Source organism: Pseudomonas reidholzensis (assembly GCF_900536025.1).
In the GTDB taxonomy this organism is placed as follows: Bacteria; Pseudomonadota; Gammaproteobacteria; order Pseudomonadales; family Pseudomonadaceae; genus Aquipseudomonas; species Aquipseudomonas reidholzensis.
Genome location: NZ_UNOZ01000010.1, coordinates 40,886 through 60,400 on the forward strand (window position 1 = coordinate 40,886; position 19,515 = coordinate 60,400).

Sequence of the window (19,515 nt, forward strand, 5' to 3'; positions counted from 1 at the left end):
TCATTGTTTCATCCGGGCAGCTTAGGTTGACCCTATGAACGAACAACATCATGAGTGAAGAGGGCGCAGGGCGATGGACGACTATCAGGAAGAACTGCTCGAATTCCAGGCCTACGAACTGGATATCCCGGAACCCTCCGACGACGCCACCGAGCTCTAGCCGGTGCGCCGCTGACCGCGGCGAAACTCTCCCGGGGTCAGGCCCGTCCAGCGCTTGAATGCGCGCTGGAAGGCCTCAGCCGAAGCAAACCCCAACAGATAGGCGATTTCGCCAAAGGCCAATTCCGTGTCGCGGATATAGGTCTCGGCGAGGTCGCGTCGCGTGTCGTTGAGCAGGCTGCGAAACCGCGTGCCCTCTTCGGCGAGCTTGCGCCGCAGGGTCCAGGTCGGCAGCTGCAGGTGGCGCGCCACTTCTTCCAGATCGGGCTCACGCCCACCATTGAGCAGCGGCCCGAGCAGATGCGTGATGCGCTCGCCCAGGCTGCGCACGCGCGTGCGCTGGGCCAACTCCGTCTCGCACAGCTGCAGCAGGTGCTGCCAGGTGCTCGGGCAGTGCTGTGGGTTGGCCAGGTCGAGGGTGGCACGGGCCAGGCGCAGCTGATTGCTGCCCGCGCCGAACTGCGGCGCAGTGCTGCTCAAGGCTTGATAGTGCGCGGCGTACACCGGCGCGTCGAACTCGATCTCGATCCGCTCGGCCTGGATCGGCCTGGCCGCCAGGTGCCCCAGCTGCGCCAGCCAGCCGGCCAGCAGCGAGTCGACCACGAAGCGGTTGTAGGCGTTGTACGGGCTGATCGAGTAGAAGCGCAGCCAAGCCCCTTGAGCGTCCTCGATAAACAGCGACTGGCCGCGGTAGTTGGCGGCGTACAGCGGTTCGAAGCGCAGCAGGGTGCGTGCCGCTTCGCCGAGGGTCGGTGCCTGGGCGGCGGTAACCCCGGCCAGGCCGGCCTGGGCCAGGCGGCTCAGGCTGCCCATGCGCAGGCCCAGCGCCGGGTCGCCACAGAGTTCGATGGCGGCGTGCCCCAGGTGCATGTAGCGCGGGATCGACAGGCGCGCGCAGGCTTCGGCCAGGCGCACGTCGTCCAGGCCGTAGCGGCGCAGCAGCGGCTCGGGGTCGTGACCCAGCTGGCGCAGCGCCTCGGCCAAGGGTTGGACGAACCCTACCGCAAGATCACCCAGGCGCAGGCGGGGGCGGGGCATGCCGTCACAACCACAGGTTGAGCAGGCGCGCACCCGGCTGCGGGCTGCCTGCCAGTTGTTCGCCGGCATGGTTGGCAAAGCCCTGGCCGTCGCCGCTCAGCTCCCAGAACTGCCCCCGCAGGAACACACTCATGCTGGTAATACCGCTATTGGCGGCCTGGGTCAGTTGCCGCCAGGCGGTCTGCTCGCTGACTTCGCCGCGTTGCAGTGGCAGGTCGGCCGCGGCGTCCTGATGACGATTGCCGCGCCACGGCGCATTCCAGCTGCCCTTGCCGCTGAGGAACACCGGGTTGGCGATCAGTTGCACCGACTGGCCGGCCAGTTGCTGGTAGTTTTCCGGGTACCAGCTGTCGCTGCCGACCAGCACGCCGAGGCGCCCGGCCGGGGTCTGCAGCACCTGCAGGGGAGACTGACGGCCGTCATGGATATAGCGACGCACTTCGCTGTCCGGGAACTGCTGGCGTTGCGGCTGGCCGATGACCGCGCCGTCGCCGCCGAACACCAGGCTGCTGTTGAACAGCGGGCCGTTGCCGGCGTGCAGCACGCCTTTCTCGACGTAGGGCGCGGGCAGGACGATCGAGCCGGCCACCAGGGTCACGCCGAACTCCTTGGCCAGGCCGCCAAACAGCGCCTGGTAGTCGGCGGCCATCTGTGCGGCCTTCATCCGCAGGTGGGCATCGGCGCGGCGGTCATCGCCGGTCGCCCAGAGCATGGCCAGGCCGTAACGCAACGGGTTGCTCAGCTCCAGCCATTGCTCGGCCTCGCGTTGCTGGGTGACCTGGTACAGCTCGTTCTTTTCGCCGCGGGCCCACAGCCAGGTGCCGATGTGCTCGGGCAGCACCACCACCGTGCGTGCGCTCACCAACCCTTGCGCGCGGGCCTGTTGCAGGTAGGCCGAGAGCTTGCGGTGCAGGCGTTGCAGGTTCTGGTAGTCGCTCGGGTTGAGCTGCGGCTCGATGCCCAGCAGGTTGCCGTGCTCGCCCGGCGCACCCTGGTTGAGCGCGAGTTCGATGCGCAGGTCGGACAAGTAGTGGCCTTCCGGACGTTGTTGGGTCCAGAAACCATAGCCGCACACGGCAGCGATCATCACCAGCGCCAGGGCGCTTGCCAGTAGTTTGCGCATCGAACGGGCCAGCACTCTCGAAACAAAGGTGTCCTAGGGTAGACCCGCTGTGCAGCACGATCAATAACTTGTCAGTTTCGATCATTGAGCTGATTCAAACGGCTGTTTAATGTCGTCTCCAGATAAACGACGGGGCCCGCGTGATGCGTGAGGTGCCCGCATTCCGTGATTACGCCACATGTGGAGTTCATCCATGGCTGCCGACCGTTACCCGCACCTGCTGGCCCCGCTCGACCTGGGCTTTACCACGCTGCGCAACCGCACCCTGATGGGCTCGATGCACACCGGCCTCGAAGAGCGCCCGGGCGGCTTCGAGCGCATGGCGGCGTATTTTGCCGAGCGCGCCCGTGGCGGTGTCGGCCTGATCGTCACCGGTGGCATCGCGCCGAACGATGAAGGCGGGGTGTACTCAGGCGCGGCCAAGCTGAGCACCGAGGCAGAAGCCGACCAGCACCGGGTGGTGACCGAGGCGGTGCACGCCGCCGGCGGCAAGATCTGCCTGCAGATCCTCCACGCCGGGCGTTACGCCTACAGCCCACGGCAGGTCGCGCCAAGCGCGATCCAGGCGCCGATCAACCCGTTCAAGCCCAAGGAACTGGACGAGGAGGGCATCGAGAAGCAGATCCACGACTTCGTCAACTGTGCCGCGCTGGCCCAGCGCGCCGGGTATGACGGGGTCGAGATCATGGGTTCGGAAGGCTACTTCATCAACCAGTTCCTCGCCGCCCACACCAACCAGCGCAGCGACCGCTGGGGCGGCAGCTACGAAAACCGCATGCGCCTGGCGCTGCAGATCGTCAGCCGGGTGCGCGCAGCGGTGGGGCCGAACTTCATCATCATCTTCCGCCTGTCGATGCTCGACCTGGTCGAGGGCGGCAGCAGCTGGGAGGAGATCGTGCTGCTGGCCAAGGCCGTCGAACAGGCGGGCGCGACCCTGATCAACACCGGCATCGGCTGGCATGAGGCGCGCATCCCGACCATCGCCACCAAGGTGCCGCGGGCGGCGTTCAGCAAGGTCACGGCCAAGCTGCGGGGCGAGGTGCAAATCCCGCTGATCACCACCAACCGGATCAACACCCCGGAGGTCGCCGAGGCGGTCCTGGCCGAAGGCGATGCCGACATGGTGTCGATGGCGCGGCCGTTTCTGGCCGACGCGGACTTCGTCAACAAGGCCGCTGCGGGGCGTGCCGATGAGATCAACACCTGCATCGGTTGCAACCAGGCCTGCCTGGACCACACCTTTGGCGGCAAGCTGACCAGTTGCCTGGTCAACCCGCGGGCTTGCCATGAAACCGAGCTCAACTACCTGCCGGTCGCCCAGGCCAAGCGCATTGCCGTGGTCGGCGCCGGCCCGGCCGGGCTTGCCGCGGCCACTGTGGCGGCGGAGCGGGGCCATCAGGTGACCCTGTTCGATTCGGCCGCCGAAGTGGGTGGGCAGTTCAACGTGGCCAAGCGCGTGCCGGGCAAGGAAGAATTCTTTGAAACGCTGCGTTATTTCCGTAACAAGCTGAAATCGACCGGCGTCGAATTGCGCTTGAACACCCGCGTTGGCGTGGACGACCTGGTGGCGGGGGGCTTCGACGAGGTCATCCTGGCCACCGGGATCGCCCCACGCAGCCCGGCGATCCCCGGGATCGAGCATGCCAAGGTGCTCAACTACCTCGACGTGTTGCTCGAACGCAAGCCGGTGGGCCGCCGGGTGGCGGTGATCGGTGCCGGGGGGATCGGCTTCGATGTTTCCGAGTACCTGGTGCACGAAGGCGTCGCCACCAGCCAGGATCGCCAGGCGTTCTGGCGCGAGTGGGGCATCGACACGCACCTTGAAGCGCGCGGTGGCGTCGCCGGGATCAAGCCCGCGCCGCATGCGCCGGCGCGTGAGGTGTACCTGTTGCAGCGCAAGAAAACCAAGGTGGGCGATGGCCTGGGCAAGACCACCGGCTGGATTCACCGTACCGGGCTGAAGAACAAGCAGGTGCAGATGCTCAACAGTGTCGAGTACCTGGCGATCGACGATGACGGCCTGCACGTGCGCATCGGCGATGGCGAGCCGCAGCTGTTGGCGGTGGACAACGTGGTGATCTGCGCGGGGCAGGAGCCGCTGCGCGAACTGCACGAAGGGCTGCTGGCGGCAGGGCAGTCGGTGCACCTGATCGGCGGCGCCGACGTGGCCGCCGAGCTGGATGCCAAGCGGGCGATCAACCAGGGCTCGCGCTTGGCTGCCGAGCTGTGACCGTCTGAGCCGATGCATCGTGGGACAAGCCCCAATGCCAGTCAGTTAAGCCTTGGTTGCCTGCTTGGGGCTGCTTTGCAGCCCTTCGCGGGTAAACCCGCTCCCACAGGGGGTGAGTGCTCTGGAGGTTTCGCGCGCTACCTGTGGGAGCGGGTTTACCCGCGAAGGGCCGCAAAGCGGCCCCCGCTTCTGGATTAACTCGCATTGGGCTTGCTGGCGTCGGTCCAGGCACCTGATAAACTCGCGCGATGTACGCTGAATTCGACACGCTCCCTCTCGCCCCCCTGCAACCCTTGTCCTTACCTTGGCTAGAGGCCGCCAACCTGCAGCTGGCAGTCCTGCGCCTGGACCTGATCGACCCGCTGATCAGCGGCAACAAGTGGTTCAAGCTGCGCGATCACCTGATCCAGGCCAAAAGCACAGGCGCACCCGGGCTGATCAGCCTCGGCGGCAACCATTCCAACCACCTCCACGCCCTCGCCGGCGCCGGCAAGCGCTTCGGTTTCGCCACCGCCGGCCTGCTGCGCGGCCACCCCCAGGACACCCCCACCGTCCGCGACCTCCAGGCCATGGGCATGCACCTGCACTGGCTCGGCTACGGCGGCTACCGGGCACGCCATGAGCCGGGATTCTGGGCGCCGTGGCAGGCGCTCTATCCCGGCTGGCAGTGCATCCCCGAGGGCGGAGGCGGTGTGCAGGGCGCGCAAGGCTGTCGCCTGATCGTCGAGCAGGCACAGGCGCAGCTAAGCACCCTGGGCTGGGACGACTACGATGCCTGGTGGCTGCCCGCAGGCACCGGCACCACAGTGGCGGGCCTGGTCCTGGCCGAGGCCGGCAGGCATGGGGTGCATGGCGCGTTGGCCGTGCCGCACGACCACGGCGTAGCGCAGACCGTCGCCAGCCTCGCGGGTGCGCAGGGTTATCAGCTGCACGAAGCCTGCCGTGGCGGCTTCGCCCGTATCGATGACGATCTGCTGGCCTTTATCGCCGACACTGGACACACCACGGGCCTGCCGCTGGAGGCGGTCTACACCGGCAAGGCGCTGCTGGCGTTGCGCGCGCAGTTCGCGGCCGGGCAGTTCGCACCCGGCACCCGGCTGATCTTCCTGCACACCGGCGGCCTGCAGGGCCGGCGCGGTTACTTGTAGGGCAGCATGCGCAGCAGCGTGTTGTCCCGTCGCACGAGGTGGTGGTACAGCCCCGCCACGGCATGCAGGCCAATCAACCAGTAGCCCCAGGTGCCGACACGTTCATGCCAGCCCTTGATGAACTTGGCCTGGTCCGGGTCCGGGCCGATCAGCGCCGGCAGCTCCAGCCCATAAAACGGGATCGGCTTGTCGGCGGCGCTGAGGATCAGCCAGCCGGCCAGCGGCAGGCCGATCATCATCAGGTACAGCAACAGGTGCACCAGATGCGCCAGGCCGGTCTGCCAGGCCGGTGGCTTGGGCACGATCGGCGGCGTAGGGCGGCTCAGGCGCAGGGCCAGGCGCAGCCAGACCAGCACGAACACGCTGAGGCCGAGCATGAAGTGCAGCTCCTTCATCAGGTCGCGCTCGGCGCTGTCCTTGGGAAACAGCCCACGCAGCTCGATGCAGGCGTAGACCGCGGCCAGCAACACCAGCATCAGCCAGTGCAGGATGATCGACGCGCGCGCGTAGTGCGCGGCGGGGGTGGATGAAACCATGGGCGATCCTCGTCATCAGGTCAAAGGGAGCGCTCTTGCTGGCGCCTCCCTTTACTCTAATCGCTGGCTGGAATATTTCTTTGCTTCAGATCCTGGAAACGATGCCGACACAGCAAACTGGATGATGGCACTGGGCTAGCCAGGGCACTTGCATCCGTTCGCACATCGCACAAGGACTCCGTGTACATGAACCACCTCCCGACTGCCGTCCGGGCAGCCCTGCTAACGACCGTTTCCGCGCTGATGCTGGGCTGCCAGCAGACCCCCGAGGCCAGCAAGCCGATTGCCGAAATGGTCATCCCGGTTTGCGTCAACGAGCAATGCGCGGTCATCGACCAGACCGGCGCGCTGCGCGTAGGCCCCGACAACGACTACGCGTCGATCTACGCCGTGCCCTTCAGCAATACCTTCATCTTTGGCCGTGACGGCTACTGGAACCTGGCCAGCGGCGATGGCAAACAGGTGCTCAAGGCCAATTTCACTGACGAGCTGTTCACCCTCACGCCGGGCTATTTCGGCTTTGTCCGCGACGGCAAGGTCGGGGTGATGGACGAGCAGGGCAAGGAAGTCCAGCCCGCCACCTTCGACGATGTCTACGTCGGTGGCGACAACGACTTCATCGTCTATGAGATCGATGAGTTGCGCGGCATCCTCAGTGCCAAGGGCGAGAAGATCAGCGACGCGGTGTTCGACTCGATGTACGTGCGCGACGAATTCGCCAAGCGCGGCAACTGGGTACTGGCCGAGCGCGATGGCCAGAGCTGGGGCTACAACCTCGACAGTAAAGTGCTCAAGCAGCTGGATTTCGACAGCATCGAAAGTGCTGCCGATGGCCATCTGGTGGTCGCCAAGGAAGGCGTCACCGGCAAGGGCCTGGCCGATGCTGCGGGCAACCTGCTGATCCCGATCGGCCAGTACTGGCTGGGCACGCCAGGCGGTGGCCTTGTAGCCTTCAAATCGGCCTACGACAGCGCCTGTGGCTACCTGGACTACCAGGGCAAGGTGGTCATCGAGGGCAAGTTCGAGGCCTGTGAAACCTTTGGCAAGACCGGCGCCATGGTCCAGCTGCCACGCACCGAGCAGGGCCGGGGCAAGGCCGGCATGATCGGCCACGATGGCAAATGGCTGATCGAGCCGCAGTACGATTCGGTCGGTGATGCCGGCATCGGCTTGCTCGGCATGGCCGGGCACCGTCCTGGCTTCAACCACATCGGTGTGCTGCAGAACATGTTCACCGCCACGTACGGCACGATCAACCTGGACACCGGCAAGGTGGTGTTCGCGCCGACCTACACCCAGATCGGCGTGATCACCCCTGAGCGCTTCGCCTTTTCCGACGCCCAGTCGCCGCGCAAGTCGCTGATGGTGCTGGGCATGGCCAATACGGTGCAGACCGTGGGCGTGATGGATGCCAAGGGCAAGGTGCTGATCAAGCCGGAGCAGTTCGTCGGCATCAAGCTCACCGCCGACCAGCATCACCTGCTCGCGGCCGAGGGCAGCAGCTCCGACGACAACCGTGCGCTGTATGACCTCGACGGCAAGCTGCTGGTGCCCGCCAAGTGGCAGGACGTGCAGGTCGACGAGGCCCGTGGGGCGATCTTCGCCTATCAGGTCGAAGGCAATGGCGATGACGCGGTGCGCAGCTTGCGCGCCCTGTATCGCCTGGATGGCAGCGTGGTGTTCGACACCAACCGCCTGCCGTGCGGTGCCGAGCAAGTGGTCGACGGCAAGGGCAAGGTGCTCTGGCCGAGCGATCCGCAAGCGCATTGCCCGCAGCCTGAGCCGGTTGCCGAGGCGTCCTGAGCGCACTGAGTGAGCCCTCACCAGTTTTGGGGCCGCTTTGCGGCCCTTTCGCGACACAAGGCCGCTCCCACAGGGTTCAGCGCTTGTCCTGTAAATATGGGCGGCACGCGGTCGGCGTGGGGGCGGCCTTGTGTCGCGAAAGGGGCGCGCAGCGGCCCCAGCGAGCTCAAGCCAGGCAGGTCATTGCGGCAGGTGCGGCCAGCTGTCGGCCACCAGAAACAGCCGTTGCTGTTCCTCCCAGGCGCCATCCGCGCCTGGCTCCAGCCTGACCAGCAACTGCGCCGGGGCAAACGCGTCCAGCGCCTGCAGCCAGCGGTCAAAGTGCTGCGCCGTCCAGCAATCCTGTTGTTCGATCCGCGCGGGCGCCAGCCAGTCATGCCGCGCCAATGCCTGCCAGCGGCCGCCCGCCACCGCATCGCGATAAACCTCCCAGTCACGCCGGTGCAACCACTGCCCACGCAAGTGCGCGGGGTCTGCCCCGAGCGGCGGCTCGGCGTGCCCAGGCGTTGGATAGAACAAATAGCCCCCGAGCCACAGATGCGCCTGCACCTCGCCCACCCCCAGCGTTGCGAGCACCACCCGGCTTTGCGGACGCGCCGAGATCGGCAACTGGTGCCCCACCAGGTGGGCCAGTTTCAGGTCCAGCCGATCATGGCAGCCAGGCCCGCGCCAGTGCGCCGGGTCATGGCCATCGCCGCCGGGCGGCCCGAGGTAGAGCTTGATCGCCAGTTCCAGGTGGTGCACGCCTTCTCGGTCGCGCAAGAGGATGTCGAGTTCGCCCAGGGTCTGCCCACCTTCACGGATCGCCAGGTTGGCCGCCAGCAGCTCGACACCCGGCGCCTGCCGCAGGGCGAACTGCCAGAGGCCTTCGTAGTACAGCCCCAGACGCCGGCTGGTAAGGCTTGCCAGCCACTGCGCGAGGCCCCGATCATCCTCATCCAGGGCGCGCAGCCAGTCGCCCAGGCGCTGCGGGTCGTCGGCCCAGGCACTGGCCGCCAGCGGGTGGCGCTGGGAGGCGGGCGGGTCGCTTAGTAGCGGCGGCGACAGCAGCGCCCAGGCCAGGTCACGCACCGCCGGGCGGCGCAGTTGGCGGGGCAGGTCGCGCAGTTCGGCAAAGGGCGTCATCCAGCGAGCATAGCCGGTTTGCCGCCTGGCGGTCGTTTCGCCCATAATCCTCGCTATCGTTACCCGCCGCAGAGCCTTGCAGGAGCACCATGGAGCAATTTCGCAATATCGGTATCATCGGCCGCCTGGGCAGTTCCCAGGTGCTCGACACCATTCGCCGACTGAAAAAATTCCTCCTCGACCGGCACCTGCACGTGATCCTCGAGGACACCATCGCCGAGGTCCTGCCCGGTCACGGCCTGCAGACCTCCACGCGCAAGCTGCTCGGCGAGGTCTGCGACCTGGTCATCGTCGTCGGCGGTGACGGCAGCCTGCTCGGCGCCGCCCGCGCCCTGGCCCGGCACAATATCCCGGTGCTGGGGATCAACCGTGGCAGCCTGGGCTTCCTGACCGACATTCGTCCGGACGAGCTCGAGGTCAAGGTCGCCGAAGTGCTCGACGGCCATTACCTGGTGGAAAACCGCTTCCTGCTGCAAGCCGAAGTACGCCGCCACGGCGAGGCCATCGGCCAGGGTGATGCGCTCAACGACGTGGTCCTGCACCCGGGCAAGTCGACGCGGATGATCGAGTTCGAGATCTACATCGACGGCCAGTTCGTCTGCAGCCAGAAGGCCGACGGCCTGATCGTCGCCACCCCGACCGGCTCGACCGCCTATGCGTTGTCGGCCGGCGGGCCGATCATGCACCCCAAACTCGACGCCATCGTCATCGTGCCAATGTACCCGCACACACTGTCGGGCCGGCCGATCGTGGTCGATGGCAACAGCGAGCTGAAGATCGTCGTCTCGCAAGACCTGCAGATCTACCCGCAAGTCTCCTGTGACGGCCAGAACCACTTCACCTGTGCCCCCGGCGACACCATCACGGTAAGCAAGAAGCCGCAGAAACTGCGCCTGATCCACCCGCTCGACCACAATTACTACGAGGTCTGCCGCACCAAGCTCGGCTGGGGCAGCCGCCTGGGGGGTGGAGGCGACTGATGCTCGATCCGGCGCGAAGTTTCGACATCATCGGCGACGTGCACGGCTGTGCACAGACCCTCGAACGCCTGCTCGACACCCTCGGCTACGCGCGGGTGGGCGGTGTCTGGCGGCATCCACGGCGCCAGGCGCTGTTCCTCGGTGACATCGTCGACCGCGGGCCGCGCATCCGCGAGGCGCTGCACATCGTCCACGACATGGTCGAGGCCGGCCAGGCGTTCTGCATCATGGGCAACCATGAGTACAACGCCCTGGCCTGGGAGACCCCGGCGCTGCCGGGCAGCGGCAAGGCCTACGTGCGTGAGCACACGCCACGCCACGCGCGGCTGATCGACGAGACCCTGACCCAGTTCGCCCAGCACCCGGGCGACTGGCATGATTTTCTCGCCTGGTTCTATGAGATGCCGCTGTTCGTCGACGCTGGGCGCTTCCGCCTGGTGCATGCCTGCTGGGACCCGCTGCTGATCGAACCGCTGCGCCAGCAGTACCCGCGCGGCTGCATCGATGAGCATTTCGTGCAGGCCTCGGCGGTGTCCGGCAGCTTTGCCTCGAACGTCTGCAACCGCCTGCTGCGCGGCACCGACATGCGCCTGCCGGACGGCCTTACGCTGACCGGCGGTGACGGCCTGACCCGAGCGTTCTTCCGCACCAAGTTCTGGGAAGAAGACCCGCAGACCTACGGCGATATCGTCTTCCAGCCCGACGCCCTGCCGGCGGAAGTGGCCAGCGCGCCGCTCAGCCATACTCAGAAAAACGCCCTGCTGCGCTATGAAGAGGAAGAGCCGTTGCTGTTCGTCGGCCATTACTGGCGCAGCGGCCGACCGACGCCGATCCGCCCCAACCTGGCCTGCCTGGACTACAGCGCCGTGCTCTACGGCAAGCTGGTGGCCTACCGGCTGGATGACGAAACCCGCATCGACCCGCACAAGTTCGTCTGGGTCGATGTCGACCGCCCGCAGGACACTCAATGAACGTGATCGAAGTACTGCGCCTGCCGCTGGCCGTCGACCTCAGCGGTTTCGTCCACTTGCTGCGCCGCCTGCAGGTGCCGCACCGGGTCAGCGAGGAGGGCGAGGAGCAGGTGCTGTGGGCGCCTGAGACGCTGCTCGGCGAAGTGCGCGAGCTGTACCAGCGCTACCCCGACGGCAATGACCAGATCGAGCGGGCGGCCGAGGCCCAGGCCCAGGCCAACCAGCCACAGCGCCCGTCCCTGGCCGAGCAGGCCCGCGCCTGCAAGGTCACCGCGGCGGTGCTGCTGCTCAGCGTGGTGGTGGCCGGGCTGACCGGCCTGGGCGACAACCTGTCGACGATCCGCTGGTTCACCTTTCTCGATTTTCGCGTGCAGGGCGACTACATCTACTTCACCTCGCTGGCCCAAGGCCTGGCCAACGGCCAATGGTGGCGGCTGGTGTCGCCGATGCTGCTGCACTTCGGCGTGCTGCACCTGGCCATGAACGGCCTCTGGTACTGGGAGCTGGGCAAACGCATCGAGCTGCGCCAGGGCCCGTGGCTGCTGCTGAGCCTGACCCTGCTGTTCAGCCTGGTGTCCAACCTGGCCCAGCATTTCGCCGGGGGCGCGAGCCTGTTCGGCGGGCTGTCCGGGGTGCTCTACGGCCTGCTCGGGTATGTCTGGCTGTACCAGTGGCTGGCGCCCAACCCACACTACAGCCTGCCCAAGGGCGTGCTGGTGATGATGCTCATCTGGCTGGTGGTCTGCCTGACGGGGCTGGTCGGCCAGCTCGGCTTCGGCCAGATCGCCAATGCCGCCCACGTCGGTGGCCTGCTCATCGGATGCCTGACGGGCCTCTTGGGCGGTGGCCTGGCCCGGCGTAAACTGTCGGCTTGATTTAGGAGACGCTATGTCCACGTTCGCGCAAATGATCGAAAACATCACCCCGGAAATCTACCAGAGCCTGAAAACGGCCGTGGAACTGGGCAAATGGTCTGACGGGCGCAAGCTGACCGTCGAGCAGAAAGAGCTGTCGCTGCAGGCGGTGATCGCCTGGGAGATGCACAACCTGCCCGAAGACCAGCGCACCGGTTACATGGGCCCGCAGGAATGCGCCTCGAAATCGGCGCCGATCCCCAACATTCTGTTCAAGTCGGACTCGGTACATTGATCGAACTCGCTCGTGGCTCTTTGAGCAAGATGGCGGTGCGCCTCGAAGCACCGGTCGTGCAGTACAGCTTTCGTCTGGGTGAGGCGCAGGTCGCGGTCAACCCGCTGATCGGCAAGACGCTGCGCCTGGAGTACCTCGGTGCGATCCATTGCAGCCATTGCGGCAAGCGCACCAAGACCAGCTACAGCCAAGGCTACTGCTACCCGTGCATGAGCAAGCTGGCCCAGTGCGACCTGTGCATCATGGCCCCTGAGCGCTGCCACTACGACGCCGGCACCTGCCGCGAACCGTCGTGGGGCGAGCAGTTCTGCATGACCGACCACGTGGTCTACCTGGCCAACTCGTCGGGGGTCAAGGTCGGTATCACCCGTGCCACCCAGTTGCCCACCCGCTGGCTCGACCAGGGCGCCAGCCAGGCCCTGCCGATCATGCGCGTGGCCACCCGTCAGCAGTCGGGCCTGGTCGAAGACGTGCTGCGCAGCCAGGTGCCTGACCGCACCAACTGGCGCGCGCTGCTCAAGGGCGATGCCGACGTGCTCGACCTGGTGGCCATCCGCGAGCAGATCTTCGAGGCCTGTGCCGAGGGCATTCACGCCCTGCAGCAGCGCTTTGGGGTGCAGGCCATCCAGCCGTTGAACGATGCCGAAGTGGTGCAGATGCGCTATCCGGTCGAGGCCTACCCGAGCAAGATCGTCAGCTTCAACCTGGACAAGACGCCGATCGTCGAAGGCACGCTGCTGGGCATCAAGGGTCAGTACCTGATCTTCGACACCGGCGTGATCAACATTCGCAAATACACGGCCTACCAGTTGGCCGTGCATCAGTAAAAAGGACAGCCACATGCGTACCGAGCAACCGCAAGTGATCTACCTCAAGGACTACCAGGCGCCCGAGTACCTGATCGACGAGACGCACCTGACCTTCGAGCTGTTCGAGGACCACAGCCTGGTCCATGCGCAACTGGTCATGCGCCGCAACCCGGCACGTGGCGCCGGCCTGCCGCCGCTGGTGCTCGACGGCCAGCAGCTCGAGCTGGTCAACGTGCAGCTGGACGACCAGAGCCTGTCCGCCGCCGACTACCAGCTCGATGACGACAGCCTGACCCTGCACCCGCAGGCCGAGCGCTTCACCCTCGACACCACGGTGAAGATCCACCCGGAAACCAACACCGCCCTCGAAGGCCTGTACAAGTCCGGCACGATGTACTGCACCCAGTGCGAGGCCGAGGGCTTCCGCAAGATCACCTATTACCTCGATCGCCCGGACGTGATGAGCACCTTCACCACCACGGTGATCGCCGAGCAGCATCGCTACCCGGTGCTGTTGTCCAACGGCAACCCGATCGGCAGTGGCCCGGCCGAAGACGGTCGGCACTGGGCGACCTGGGAAGACCCGTTCATGAAGCCCGCCTACCTGTTCGCCCTGGTGGCCGGTGACTTGTGGTGCGTCGAAGACAGCTTCACCCGCCAGTCTGGTCGCGACGTGACCCTGCGCATTTACGTCGAGCCGGAAAACATCGACAAGTGCGCCCACGCCATGGTCAGCCTGCAGAAGTCGATGCGCTGGGACGAAGAAGTCTACGGCCGTGAGTACGACCTGGACATCTTCATGATCGTCGCGGTCAACGACTTCAACATGGGCGCCATGGAAAACAAGGGCCTCAACATCTTCAACTCGAGCTGCGTGCTGGCCCGCGCCGAAACCGCCACCGACGCCGCTCACCAGCGCGTCGAAGGGGTGGTCGCCCACGAGTACTTCCACAACTGGACCGGCAACCGCGTGACCTGCCGCGACTGGTTCCAGCTGTCGCTCAAGGAAGGCTTCACGGTGTTCCGCGACGCTGAGTTCAGCGCCGACATGAACTCGCGCACGGTCAAGCGCATCGAGGATGTCGCCTACCTGCGCACCCACCAGTTCGCCGAAGACGCCGGCCCCATGGCCCATCCGGTGCGCCCGGACAGCTTTATCGAGATCTCCAACTTCTACACCCTGACCGTGTACGAGAAGGGCGCCGAAGTGGTGGGCATGGTCCGCACCCTGCTCGGTGCCGAGGGCTTCCGTAAAGGCAGCGACCTGTACTTCGAGCGCCACGACGGCCAGGCCGTTACCTGCGACGACTTCATCAAGGCCATGGAAGACGCCAACGGTGTCGACCTGACCCAGTTCAAGCGCTGGTACAGCCAGGCCGGCACGCCGCGCCTGGAGGTCAGCGAGGCGTATGACGCCGCAGCCCGCACCTACAGCCTGAGCTTCCGCCAGAGCTGCCCGCAGACGCCGGACAAAGCCGAAAAGCTGCCGTTCGTGATCCCGGTCGCACTGGGCCTGCTGGATGCCGAGGGCAATGACTTGGCGCTGCGCCTGCAAGGCGAGGCCGCGGCCGTGGGTACGCAACGTGTGCTGTCGCTGACCGAAGCCGAGCAGACCTTTACCTTCGTCGACATCGCCGCCAAGCCGCTGCCGTCGCTGTTGCGCGGTTTCAGCGCGCCGGTGAAGCTGAGCTTCCCGTATGACCGCGACCAGCTGATGTTCCTCATGCAGCACGACAGCGATGGCTTCAACCGCTGGGAAGCCGGCCAGCAACTGTCGGTGCAGGTGCTCCAGGAACTGATCGGCCAGCACCAGCGTGGCGAAGCGCTGAGCCTCGACCCACGCCTGATCAGCGCGCTGGGCACGGTGCTGGGCAATCCGTCGCTGGACCCGGCGATGGTCGCCGAGATGCTCTCGCTGCCCGGCGAGGCCTACCTCACCGAAATCAGCCAGGTGGCCGACGTCGACGCCATTCATGCCGCCCGCGAATTCACCCGCAAGGCGATCGCCGAGCAGCTGTTCGATGCGCTGTGGGCGCGTTACCAGGCCCACCGCGAAGTGTCGGGCAAGACCGCCTATGTCGCCTCGGCCGAGCACTTCGCCCGCCGCAGCCTGCAGAACATCGCCCTGTCGTACCTGATGCTCAGCGGCAAGCCGCAGGTGCTCGAGGCGACGCTGGAGCAGTTCGAGCAGTGCGACAACATGACCGAGCGCCTGACCGCCCTGGCGGTCCTGGTCAACTCGCCGTTCGAGGCCGAGCGGGCCAAGGTCCTCGAGGCCTTTGCCGAGCACTTCAAGGACAACCCGCTGGTCATGGACCAGTGGTTCAGCGTGCAGGCGGCCAGCGCCTTGCCGGGTGGCCTGGTGCGGGTCAAGGTGTTGATGGCGCATCCGGCGTTCACCCTGAAGAACCCGAACAAGGTGCGCGCCCTGGTGGGCGCGTTTGCCGGGCAGAACCTGGTCAACTTCCATGCCGCGGACGGCTCGGGTTATCGCTTCCTGGCGGACCTGGTGATCGAGCTGAATGCGCTGAACCCGCAGATCGCCTCGCGCCAGCTGGCGCCGCTGACCCGCTGGCGCAAGTATGACGTGGCGCGTCAGGCGTTGATGAAGGGCGAGCTGGAGCGGATTCTCGCGTCCGGGGCGTTGTCCAGTGATGTGTATGAGGTGGTGAGCAAAAGCCTGGCTTGATTCAAGCCGGTGTGAACTGGGGCCGCTGCGCGCCCCTTCGCGGCGGTCCGGCGTCCCGGCAAGCCCGCTCCCACAGGATCCCCGCAAATTTCCCAAGCGGCGCGGTACCTGTGGGAGCGGCGGTGCGCCGATGCGACTTGCCCGCGAAGGGCCGCAAAGCGGCCCCGTTTTTTACTGCTTAACAAAACATAACGCTGCGCTCGTTGTGCTCTTGAAGATTTCCCCGCTAGGATGGCTCAAAGCTATTGCAGGCCTCTGGCACAGGCTTTTCGCAGTACCTGCAAGGCATTGACCCACTAAAAAGAACACAACAGGGGACGGTCATGAGGGAGCGGGAATTCGCACACGCCAGGCGTGCTGCCTGGCCGCTGGCCGCCGGCGCGATGCTGGCGCTGGCATTGGGAATGTGGACCGGCAGCGTCGAAGCCGCCGCCGCCGCGGAGTATTCGACCGAGTCGGCCAAGGCCAGCGAAAGCCTGCTGATCGACGTCGCCCATGCCGGCCAGCGCCTGGTGGTGGTCGGCGATCGTGGCCACATCCTCTTCTCCGATGACCAGGGCAAGACCTGGACCCAAGCCCGGGTGCCCACCCGCCAGCTGCTCACGGCGGTGTTCTTCCTCGATGACAAGCGCGGCTGGGCGGTCGGCCACGATGCCCAGATCCTCGCCAGCAGCGATGGCGGCGCGACCTGGAGCAAACAGTTCGAAGACCTCACACGCGAAGCACCGCTGCTCGACATCAGCTTTGTCGACGCCCAGCACGGCTTTGCCGTAGGCGCGTATGGCGCACTGCTGGAAACCACCGATGGCGGCCAGCACTGGCAAGACGTCGGCGAGCGCCTGGACAACCCCGACCAGTTGCACCTCAACGGCATTGCCGCGATCAAGGACGCCGGCCTGTTCATCGTCGGCGAGCAGGGCAGCATGTTCCGCTCCAGCGACAACGGCCAGAGCTGGTCGCACGTAGACAGCCCCTACGAGGGCTCGCTGTTCGGCGTACTCGGCACCGCCCAGGCGCGCACCCTGTTGGCCTATGGCTTGCGCGGCAACCTGCTGCGCTCCACGGATTTCGGTGACAGCTGGCAGCCGATCGAACTCAAGGCCGCGCGCGGCCCGCTCGAATTCGGCCTGGCAAGCGCTACGCTACTCGATGACGGCAGCGTGGTGCTGGTCGGCAACGGCGGCAGCGTGCTGCGCAGCCACGACGACGGCCAGACCTTCGCGGTGTACAACCGCGCCGATCGGATCGCCCTGGCCGGGGTCACCGGCCTCGCCGCAGGCGGCCTGCTGTTGGTCGGCCAGGGTGGTGTGCACCTGGCCACCGCCGAAGGTGCCGAGGAGGTGCGTCCATGACCCGCAGGGAGAGCTTTGACATGCACCAGGACCACCACCAGGACAAGACCACCCTGCTCGAACGGCTGATCTTCAACAACCGCCCGGTGGTCATCGGCCTGTGCCTGCTGGTGAGCATCCTGCTGTTCTGGCAGGCCACGCAGATCCGCCCGTCGACCAGTTTCGAGAAGATGATCCCGTTGCAGCACCCGTTCATCGAACAGATGCTCGAACACCGCAACGACCTGGCCAACCTCGGCAACACCGTGCGCATCTCGGTGGAGGCGGTCAATGGCGACATCTTCGACAAGGACTACATGGAGACCCTGCGCCAGATCCATGACGAGGTGTTCTACATCCCCGGGGTCGACCGCGCCGGGCTGAAGTCGCTGTGGAGCCCCAGCGTGCGCTGGACCGAGGTCACCGAAGAGGGCTTCGCCGGTGGCGAGGTGATCCCCAATACCTACAACGGCTCGGGCGACAGCCTCGACCAGCTGCGCGACAACGTGCTCAAGTCCGGCCAGGTCGGGCGCCTGGTGGCCAACAACTTCAAGTCGAGCATCGTCGACGTGCCGCTGCTCGAGAGCTACCCCGACCCGCAGGACCAGGGCCGGCAGATCAAGCTCGACTACCAGCAGTTCTCCCACCAGCTGGAAGAAAAGATCCGCGACAAGTTCCAGGCGCAAAACCCCAATGTGAAGATCCACATCGTCGGTTTCGCCAAGAAAGTCGGTGACCTGATCGATGGCCTGGTGATGGTCGCGCTGTTCTTCGGCGTGGCGTTGGTGATCACCTGGATCCTCCTGTACTGGTTCACTTGGTGCATCCGCAGTACCATCGCCGTGCTCATCACCACCCTGGTGGCGGTGGTCTGGCAGCTGGGCCTGATGCACGCGGTGGGCTTCGGCCTCGACCCGTACTCGATGCTGGTGCCGTTCCTGATCTTCGCCATCGGCATCTCGCACGGGGTGCAGAAGATCAACGGCATCGCCCTGCAATCGAGCGGTGCCGACAATGCCCTCACCGCCGCCCGGCGGACCTTCCGCCAGCTGTTCCTGCCGGGGATGATCGCCATCCTGGCCGACGCGGTCGGCTTCATCACGCTGCTGATCATCGACATCGGGGTGATCCGCGAGCTGGCCATCGGCGCCTCGATCGGCGTGGCGGTGATCGTCTTCACCAACCTGATCCTGCTGCCGGTGGCGATCTCCTACGTCGGCATCAGCAAGAAGGCCGTCGAGCGCAGCAAGAAGGACGCCACCCGCGAGCACCCGTTCTGGCGCCTGCTGTCCAACTTCGCCAGCCCCAAGGTGGCGCCGGTGTCGATCGTCCTGGCCCTGCTGGCCTTCGGCGGCGGGCTCTGGTACAGCCAGAACCTGAAGATCGGCGACCTCGACCAGGGCGCCCCGGAGCTGCGCCCGGACTCGCGCTACAACCAGGACAACCACTTCATCATCAGCAACTACTCGACCAGCTCCGATGTGCTGGTGATCATGGTCAAGACGCCGTCCGAGAGCTGCTCGATCCACTCGACCATGGCGCCGATCGACGAGCTGATGTGGACCATGCAGAACACCCCCGGGGTGCAGTCGGCGATCTCCCTGGTGACCGTGTCCAAGCAGATGATCAAGGGCATGAACGAGGGCAACCTGAAATGGGAGACCCTGTCGCGCAACCCTGACGTGCTCAACAGCTCGATCGCCCGTGCCGACGGCCTGTACAACGCCGACTGCTCGCTGGCACCGGTGCTGGTGTTCCTCAACGACCACAAGGCCGAGACCCTCGAGCGGGTCACCGCGACGGCCAAGGCGTTTGCCGACAGCCACAACAAAGAGGGCCTGCAGTTCTTGCTGGCGGCGGGTAACGCCGGGATCGAGGCGGCCACCAACGAGGTGATCAAGTCGGCCGAGCTGACCATTCTGATCCTGGTCTACCTGTGCGTGGGGATCATGTGCCTGATCACCTTCCGCTCGTTTGCCGCGACCCTGTGCATCGTCCTGCCGCTGGTGCTGACCTCGGTACTCGGCAACGCCCTGATGGCCTTCATGGGCATCGGCGTCAAGGTCGCGACCTTGCCGGTGGTGGCGCTGGGGGTGGGCATCGGCGTGGACTACGGGATCTACATCTACAGCCGCCTGGAGAGCTTCCTGCGGGCCGGCCTGCCGTTGCAGGAAGCGTATTACCAGACCCTGCGTTCCACCGGCAAGGCGGTGCTGTTCACCGGCCTGTGCCTGGCGATCGGCGTGTGCACCTGGATCTTCTCGGCGATCAAGTTCCAGGCCGACATGGGCCTGATGCTGACCTTCATGCTGCTCTGGAACATGTTTGGCGCGTTGTGGCTGCTGCCGGCGCTGGCGCGGTTCCTGATCAAGCCGCACAAGCTGGCGGGCAAGGAGGGCGGGTCGATCTTCGCCCATTGAGGGG

General features: G+C 65.9%; 16 protein-coding genes. 12 read left to right on the forward strand and 4 right to left on the reverse strand.

Translation table 11 applies throughout. The features are described 5' to 3' along the window. Nucleotides 1-156 precede the first annotated feature (156 nt). Together CCOS865_RS07780 and CCOS865_RS07785 are read right to left on the reverse strand one after the other, a co-directional pair. Nucleotides 157-1,197, reverse strand: a complete 1,041-nt coding sequence (locus CCOS865_RS07780) for an AraC family transcriptional regulator (RefSeq protein ID WP_119139511.1) — start codon at nt 1,195-1,197, stop codon at nt 157-159. Nucleotides 1,198-1,201: 4 nt separating this feature from the next. Then, on the reverse strand, nt 1,202-2,320 hold the full coding sequence (locus tag CCOS865_RS07785; RefSeq protein ID WP_119139513.1) for a carbon-nitrogen hydrolase family protein: 1,119 nt from the start codon (nt 2,318-2,320) through the stop codon (nt 1,202-1,204). Between the two features lie 193 nt (nt 2,321-2,513). Here CCOS865_RS07785 and CCOS865_RS07790 point away from each other — a divergent pair, with 193 nt between their 5' ends. Both CCOS865_RS07790 and CCOS865_RS07800 read left to right on the forward strand, forming a co-directional pair. Beyond that, nucleotides 2,514-4,550 carry an NADPH-dependent 2,4-dienoyl-CoA reductase gene (locus CCOS865_RS07790; protein ID WP_119139515.1) on the forward strand — a complete coding sequence of 679 codons (2,037 nt, stop codon included), beginning with the start codon at nt 2,514-2,516 and terminating at the stop codon, nt 4,548-4,550. Nucleotides 4,551-4,798: 248 nt separating this feature from the next. Continuing rightward, complete coding sequence (locus CCOS865_RS07800; RefSeq protein WP_119139520.1) at nt 4,799-5,698, forward strand: 1-aminocyclopropane-1-carboxylate deaminase/D-cysteine desulfhydrase; 900 nt, start codon at nt 4,799-4,801, stop codon at nt 5,696-5,698. On the opposite strand, the gene CCOS865_RS07805 is transcribed toward CCOS865_RS07800, so the two are convergent. Beyond that, on the reverse strand, nt 5,689-6,234 hold the full coding sequence (locus tag CCOS865_RS07805; protein ID WP_119139522.1) for a cytochrome b: 546 nt from the start codon (nt 6,232-6,234) through the stop codon (nt 5,689-5,691). The genes CCOS865_RS07800 and CCOS865_RS07805 overlap by 10 nt on opposite strands. On the opposite strand from CCOS865_RS07805, the gene CCOS865_RS28160 reads away from it, so the two are divergent. Further along, entirely contained in the window at nt 6,233-6,373 is a 141-nt protein-coding gene (locus tag CCOS865_RS28160; RefSeq protein WP_167469028.1) for a hypothetical protein, read from the forward strand. The two genes, CCOS865_RS07805 and CCOS865_RS28160, sit on opposite strands and share 2 nt — an antisense overlap. A 47-nt stretch (nt 6,374-6,420) precedes the next feature. Beyond that, on the forward strand, nt 6,421-8,037 hold the full coding sequence (locus CCOS865_RS07810) for a WG repeat-containing protein (RefSeq protein ID WP_119139524.1): 1,617 nt from the start codon (nt 6,421-6,423) through the stop codon (nt 8,035-8,037). 180 nt (nt 8,038-8,217) lie between these two features. Here the strand turns inward: CCOS865_RS07810 and CCOS865_RS07815 are convergent, their stop codons facing one another. After that, nucleotides 8,218-9,207, reverse strand: coding sequence for a DUF1853 family protein (locus tag CCOS865_RS07815; protein WP_119139526.1), 990 nt, complete (start codon nt 9,205-9,207; stop codon nt 8,218-8,220). Between the two features lie 44 nt (nt 9,208-9,251). On the opposite strand from CCOS865_RS07815, the gene CCOS865_RS07820 reads away from it, so the two are divergent. The 8 genes from CCOS865_RS07820 (at nt 9,252) to CCOS865_RS07860 (ending at nt 19,511) form a co-directional block, all read left to right on the forward strand. Beyond that, entirely contained in the window at nt 9,252-10,142 is an 891-nt protein-coding gene (locus tag CCOS865_RS07820; protein WP_119139528.1) for an NAD(+) kinase, read from the forward strand. Continuing rightward, complete coding sequence (locus CCOS865_RS07825; RefSeq protein WP_119139530.1) at nt 10,142-11,113, forward strand: metallophosphoesterase; 972 nt, start codon at nt 10,142-10,144, stop codon at nt 11,111-11,113. Before CCOS865_RS07820 ends, CCOS865_RS07825 begins: the two co-directional genes overlap by 1 nt. Further along, on the forward strand, nt 11,110-11,988 hold the full coding sequence (locus CCOS865_RS07830; RefSeq protein ID WP_119139532.1) for a rhomboid family intramembrane serine protease: 879 nt from the start codon (nt 11,110-11,112) through the stop codon (nt 11,986-11,988). Before CCOS865_RS07825 ends, CCOS865_RS07830 begins: the two co-directional genes overlap by 4 nt. A 13-nt stretch (nt 11,989-12,001) precedes the next feature. Beyond that, nucleotides 12,002-12,262 carry a YeaC family protein gene (locus CCOS865_RS07835; RefSeq protein WP_119139534.1) on the forward strand — a complete coding sequence of 87 codons (261 nt, stop codon included), beginning with the start codon at nt 12,002-12,004 and terminating at the stop codon, nt 12,260-12,262. Then, on the forward strand, nt 12,259-13,089 hold the full coding sequence (locus CCOS865_RS07840; protein WP_119139536.1) for a DUF2797 domain-containing protein: 831 nt from the start codon (nt 12,259-12,261) through the stop codon (nt 13,087-13,089). The genes CCOS865_RS07835 and CCOS865_RS07840 overlap by 4 nt, the downstream gene beginning before the upstream one ends. Before the next feature lie 13 nt (nt 13,090-13,102). After that, nucleotides 13,103-15,760: an aminopeptidase N gene (pepN, locus tag CCOS865_RS07845; RefSeq protein ID WP_119139538.1), complete on the forward strand. Its 2,658-nt coding sequence runs from the start codon at nt 13,103-13,105 to the stop codon at nt 15,758-15,760. Between the two features lie 323 nt (nt 15,761-16,083). Then, on the forward strand, nt 16,084-17,112 hold the full coding sequence (locus CCOS865_RS07855; protein ID WP_119139542.1) for a WD40/YVTN/BNR-like repeat-containing protein: 1,029 nt from the start codon (nt 16,084-16,086) through the stop codon (nt 17,110-17,112). Further along, nucleotides 17,109-19,511, forward strand: coding sequence for an efflux RND transporter permease subunit (locus CCOS865_RS07860; RefSeq protein WP_119139544.1), 2,403 nt, complete (start codon nt 17,109-17,111; stop codon nt 19,509-19,511). Before CCOS865_RS07855 ends, CCOS865_RS07860 begins: the two co-directional genes overlap by 4 nt. Nucleotides 19,512-19,515 lie beyond the last annotated feature (4 nt).

Coding starts and splice junctions, on each gene's coding strand:
- CCOS865_RS07820 (WP_119139528.1), top strand. CDS start 9,252: ATGGAGCAATTTCGCAATATCGGTATCATCGGCCGCCTGGGCAGTTCC.
- CCOS865_RS07790 (WP_119139515.1), top strand. CDS start 2,514: ATGGCTGCCGACCGTTACCCGCACCTGCTGGCCCCGCTCGACCTGGGC.
- pepN (WP_119139538.1), top strand. CDS start 13,103: ATGCGTACCGAGCAACCGCAAGTGATCTACCTCAAGGACTACCAGGCG.
- CCOS865_RS07855 (WP_119139542.1), top strand. CDS start 16,084: ATGAGGGAGCGGGAATTCGCACACGCCAGGCGTGCTGCCTGGCCGCTG.
- CCOS865_RS07785 (WP_119139513.1), bottom strand. CDS start 2,320: ATGCGCAAACTACTGGCAAGCGCCCTGGCGCTGGTGATGATCGCTGCC.
- CCOS865_RS28160 (WP_167469028.1), top strand. CDS start 6,233: ATGGGCGATCCTCGTCATCAGGTCAAAGGGAGCGCTCTTGCTGGCGCC.
- CCOS865_RS07835 (WP_119139534.1), top strand. CDS start 12,002: ATGTCCACGTTCGCGCAAATGATCGAAAACATCACCCCGGAAATCTAC.
- CCOS865_RS07810 (WP_119139524.1), top strand. CDS start 6,421: ATGAACCACCTCCCGACTGCCGTCCGGGCAGCCCTGCTAACGACCGTT.
- CCOS865_RS07780 (WP_119139511.1), bottom strand. CDS start 1,197: ATGCCCCGCCCCCGCCTGCGCCTGGGTGATCTTGCGGTAGGGTTCGTC.
- CCOS865_RS07825 (WP_119139530.1), top strand. CDS start 10,142: ATGCTCGATCCGGCGCGAAGTTTCGACATCATCGGCGACGTGCACGGC.
- CCOS865_RS07805 (WP_119139522.1), bottom strand. CDS start 6,234: ATGGTTTCATCCACCCCCGCCGCGCACTACGCGCGCGCGTCGATCATC.
- CCOS865_RS07830 (WP_119139532.1), top strand. CDS start 11,110: ATGAACGTGATCGAAGTACTGCGCCTGCCGCTGGCCGTCGACCTCAGC.
- CCOS865_RS07860 (WP_119139544.1), top strand. CDS start 17,109: ATGACCCGCAGGGAGAGCTTTGACATGCACCAGGACCACCACCAGGAC.
- CCOS865_RS07800 (WP_119139520.1), top strand. CDS start 4,799: ATGTACGCTGAATTCGACACGCTCCCTCTCGCCCCCCTGCAACCCTTG.
- CCOS865_RS07815 (WP_119139526.1), bottom strand. CDS start 9,207: ATGGGCGAAACGACCGCCAGGCGGCAAACCGGCTATGCTCGCTGGATG.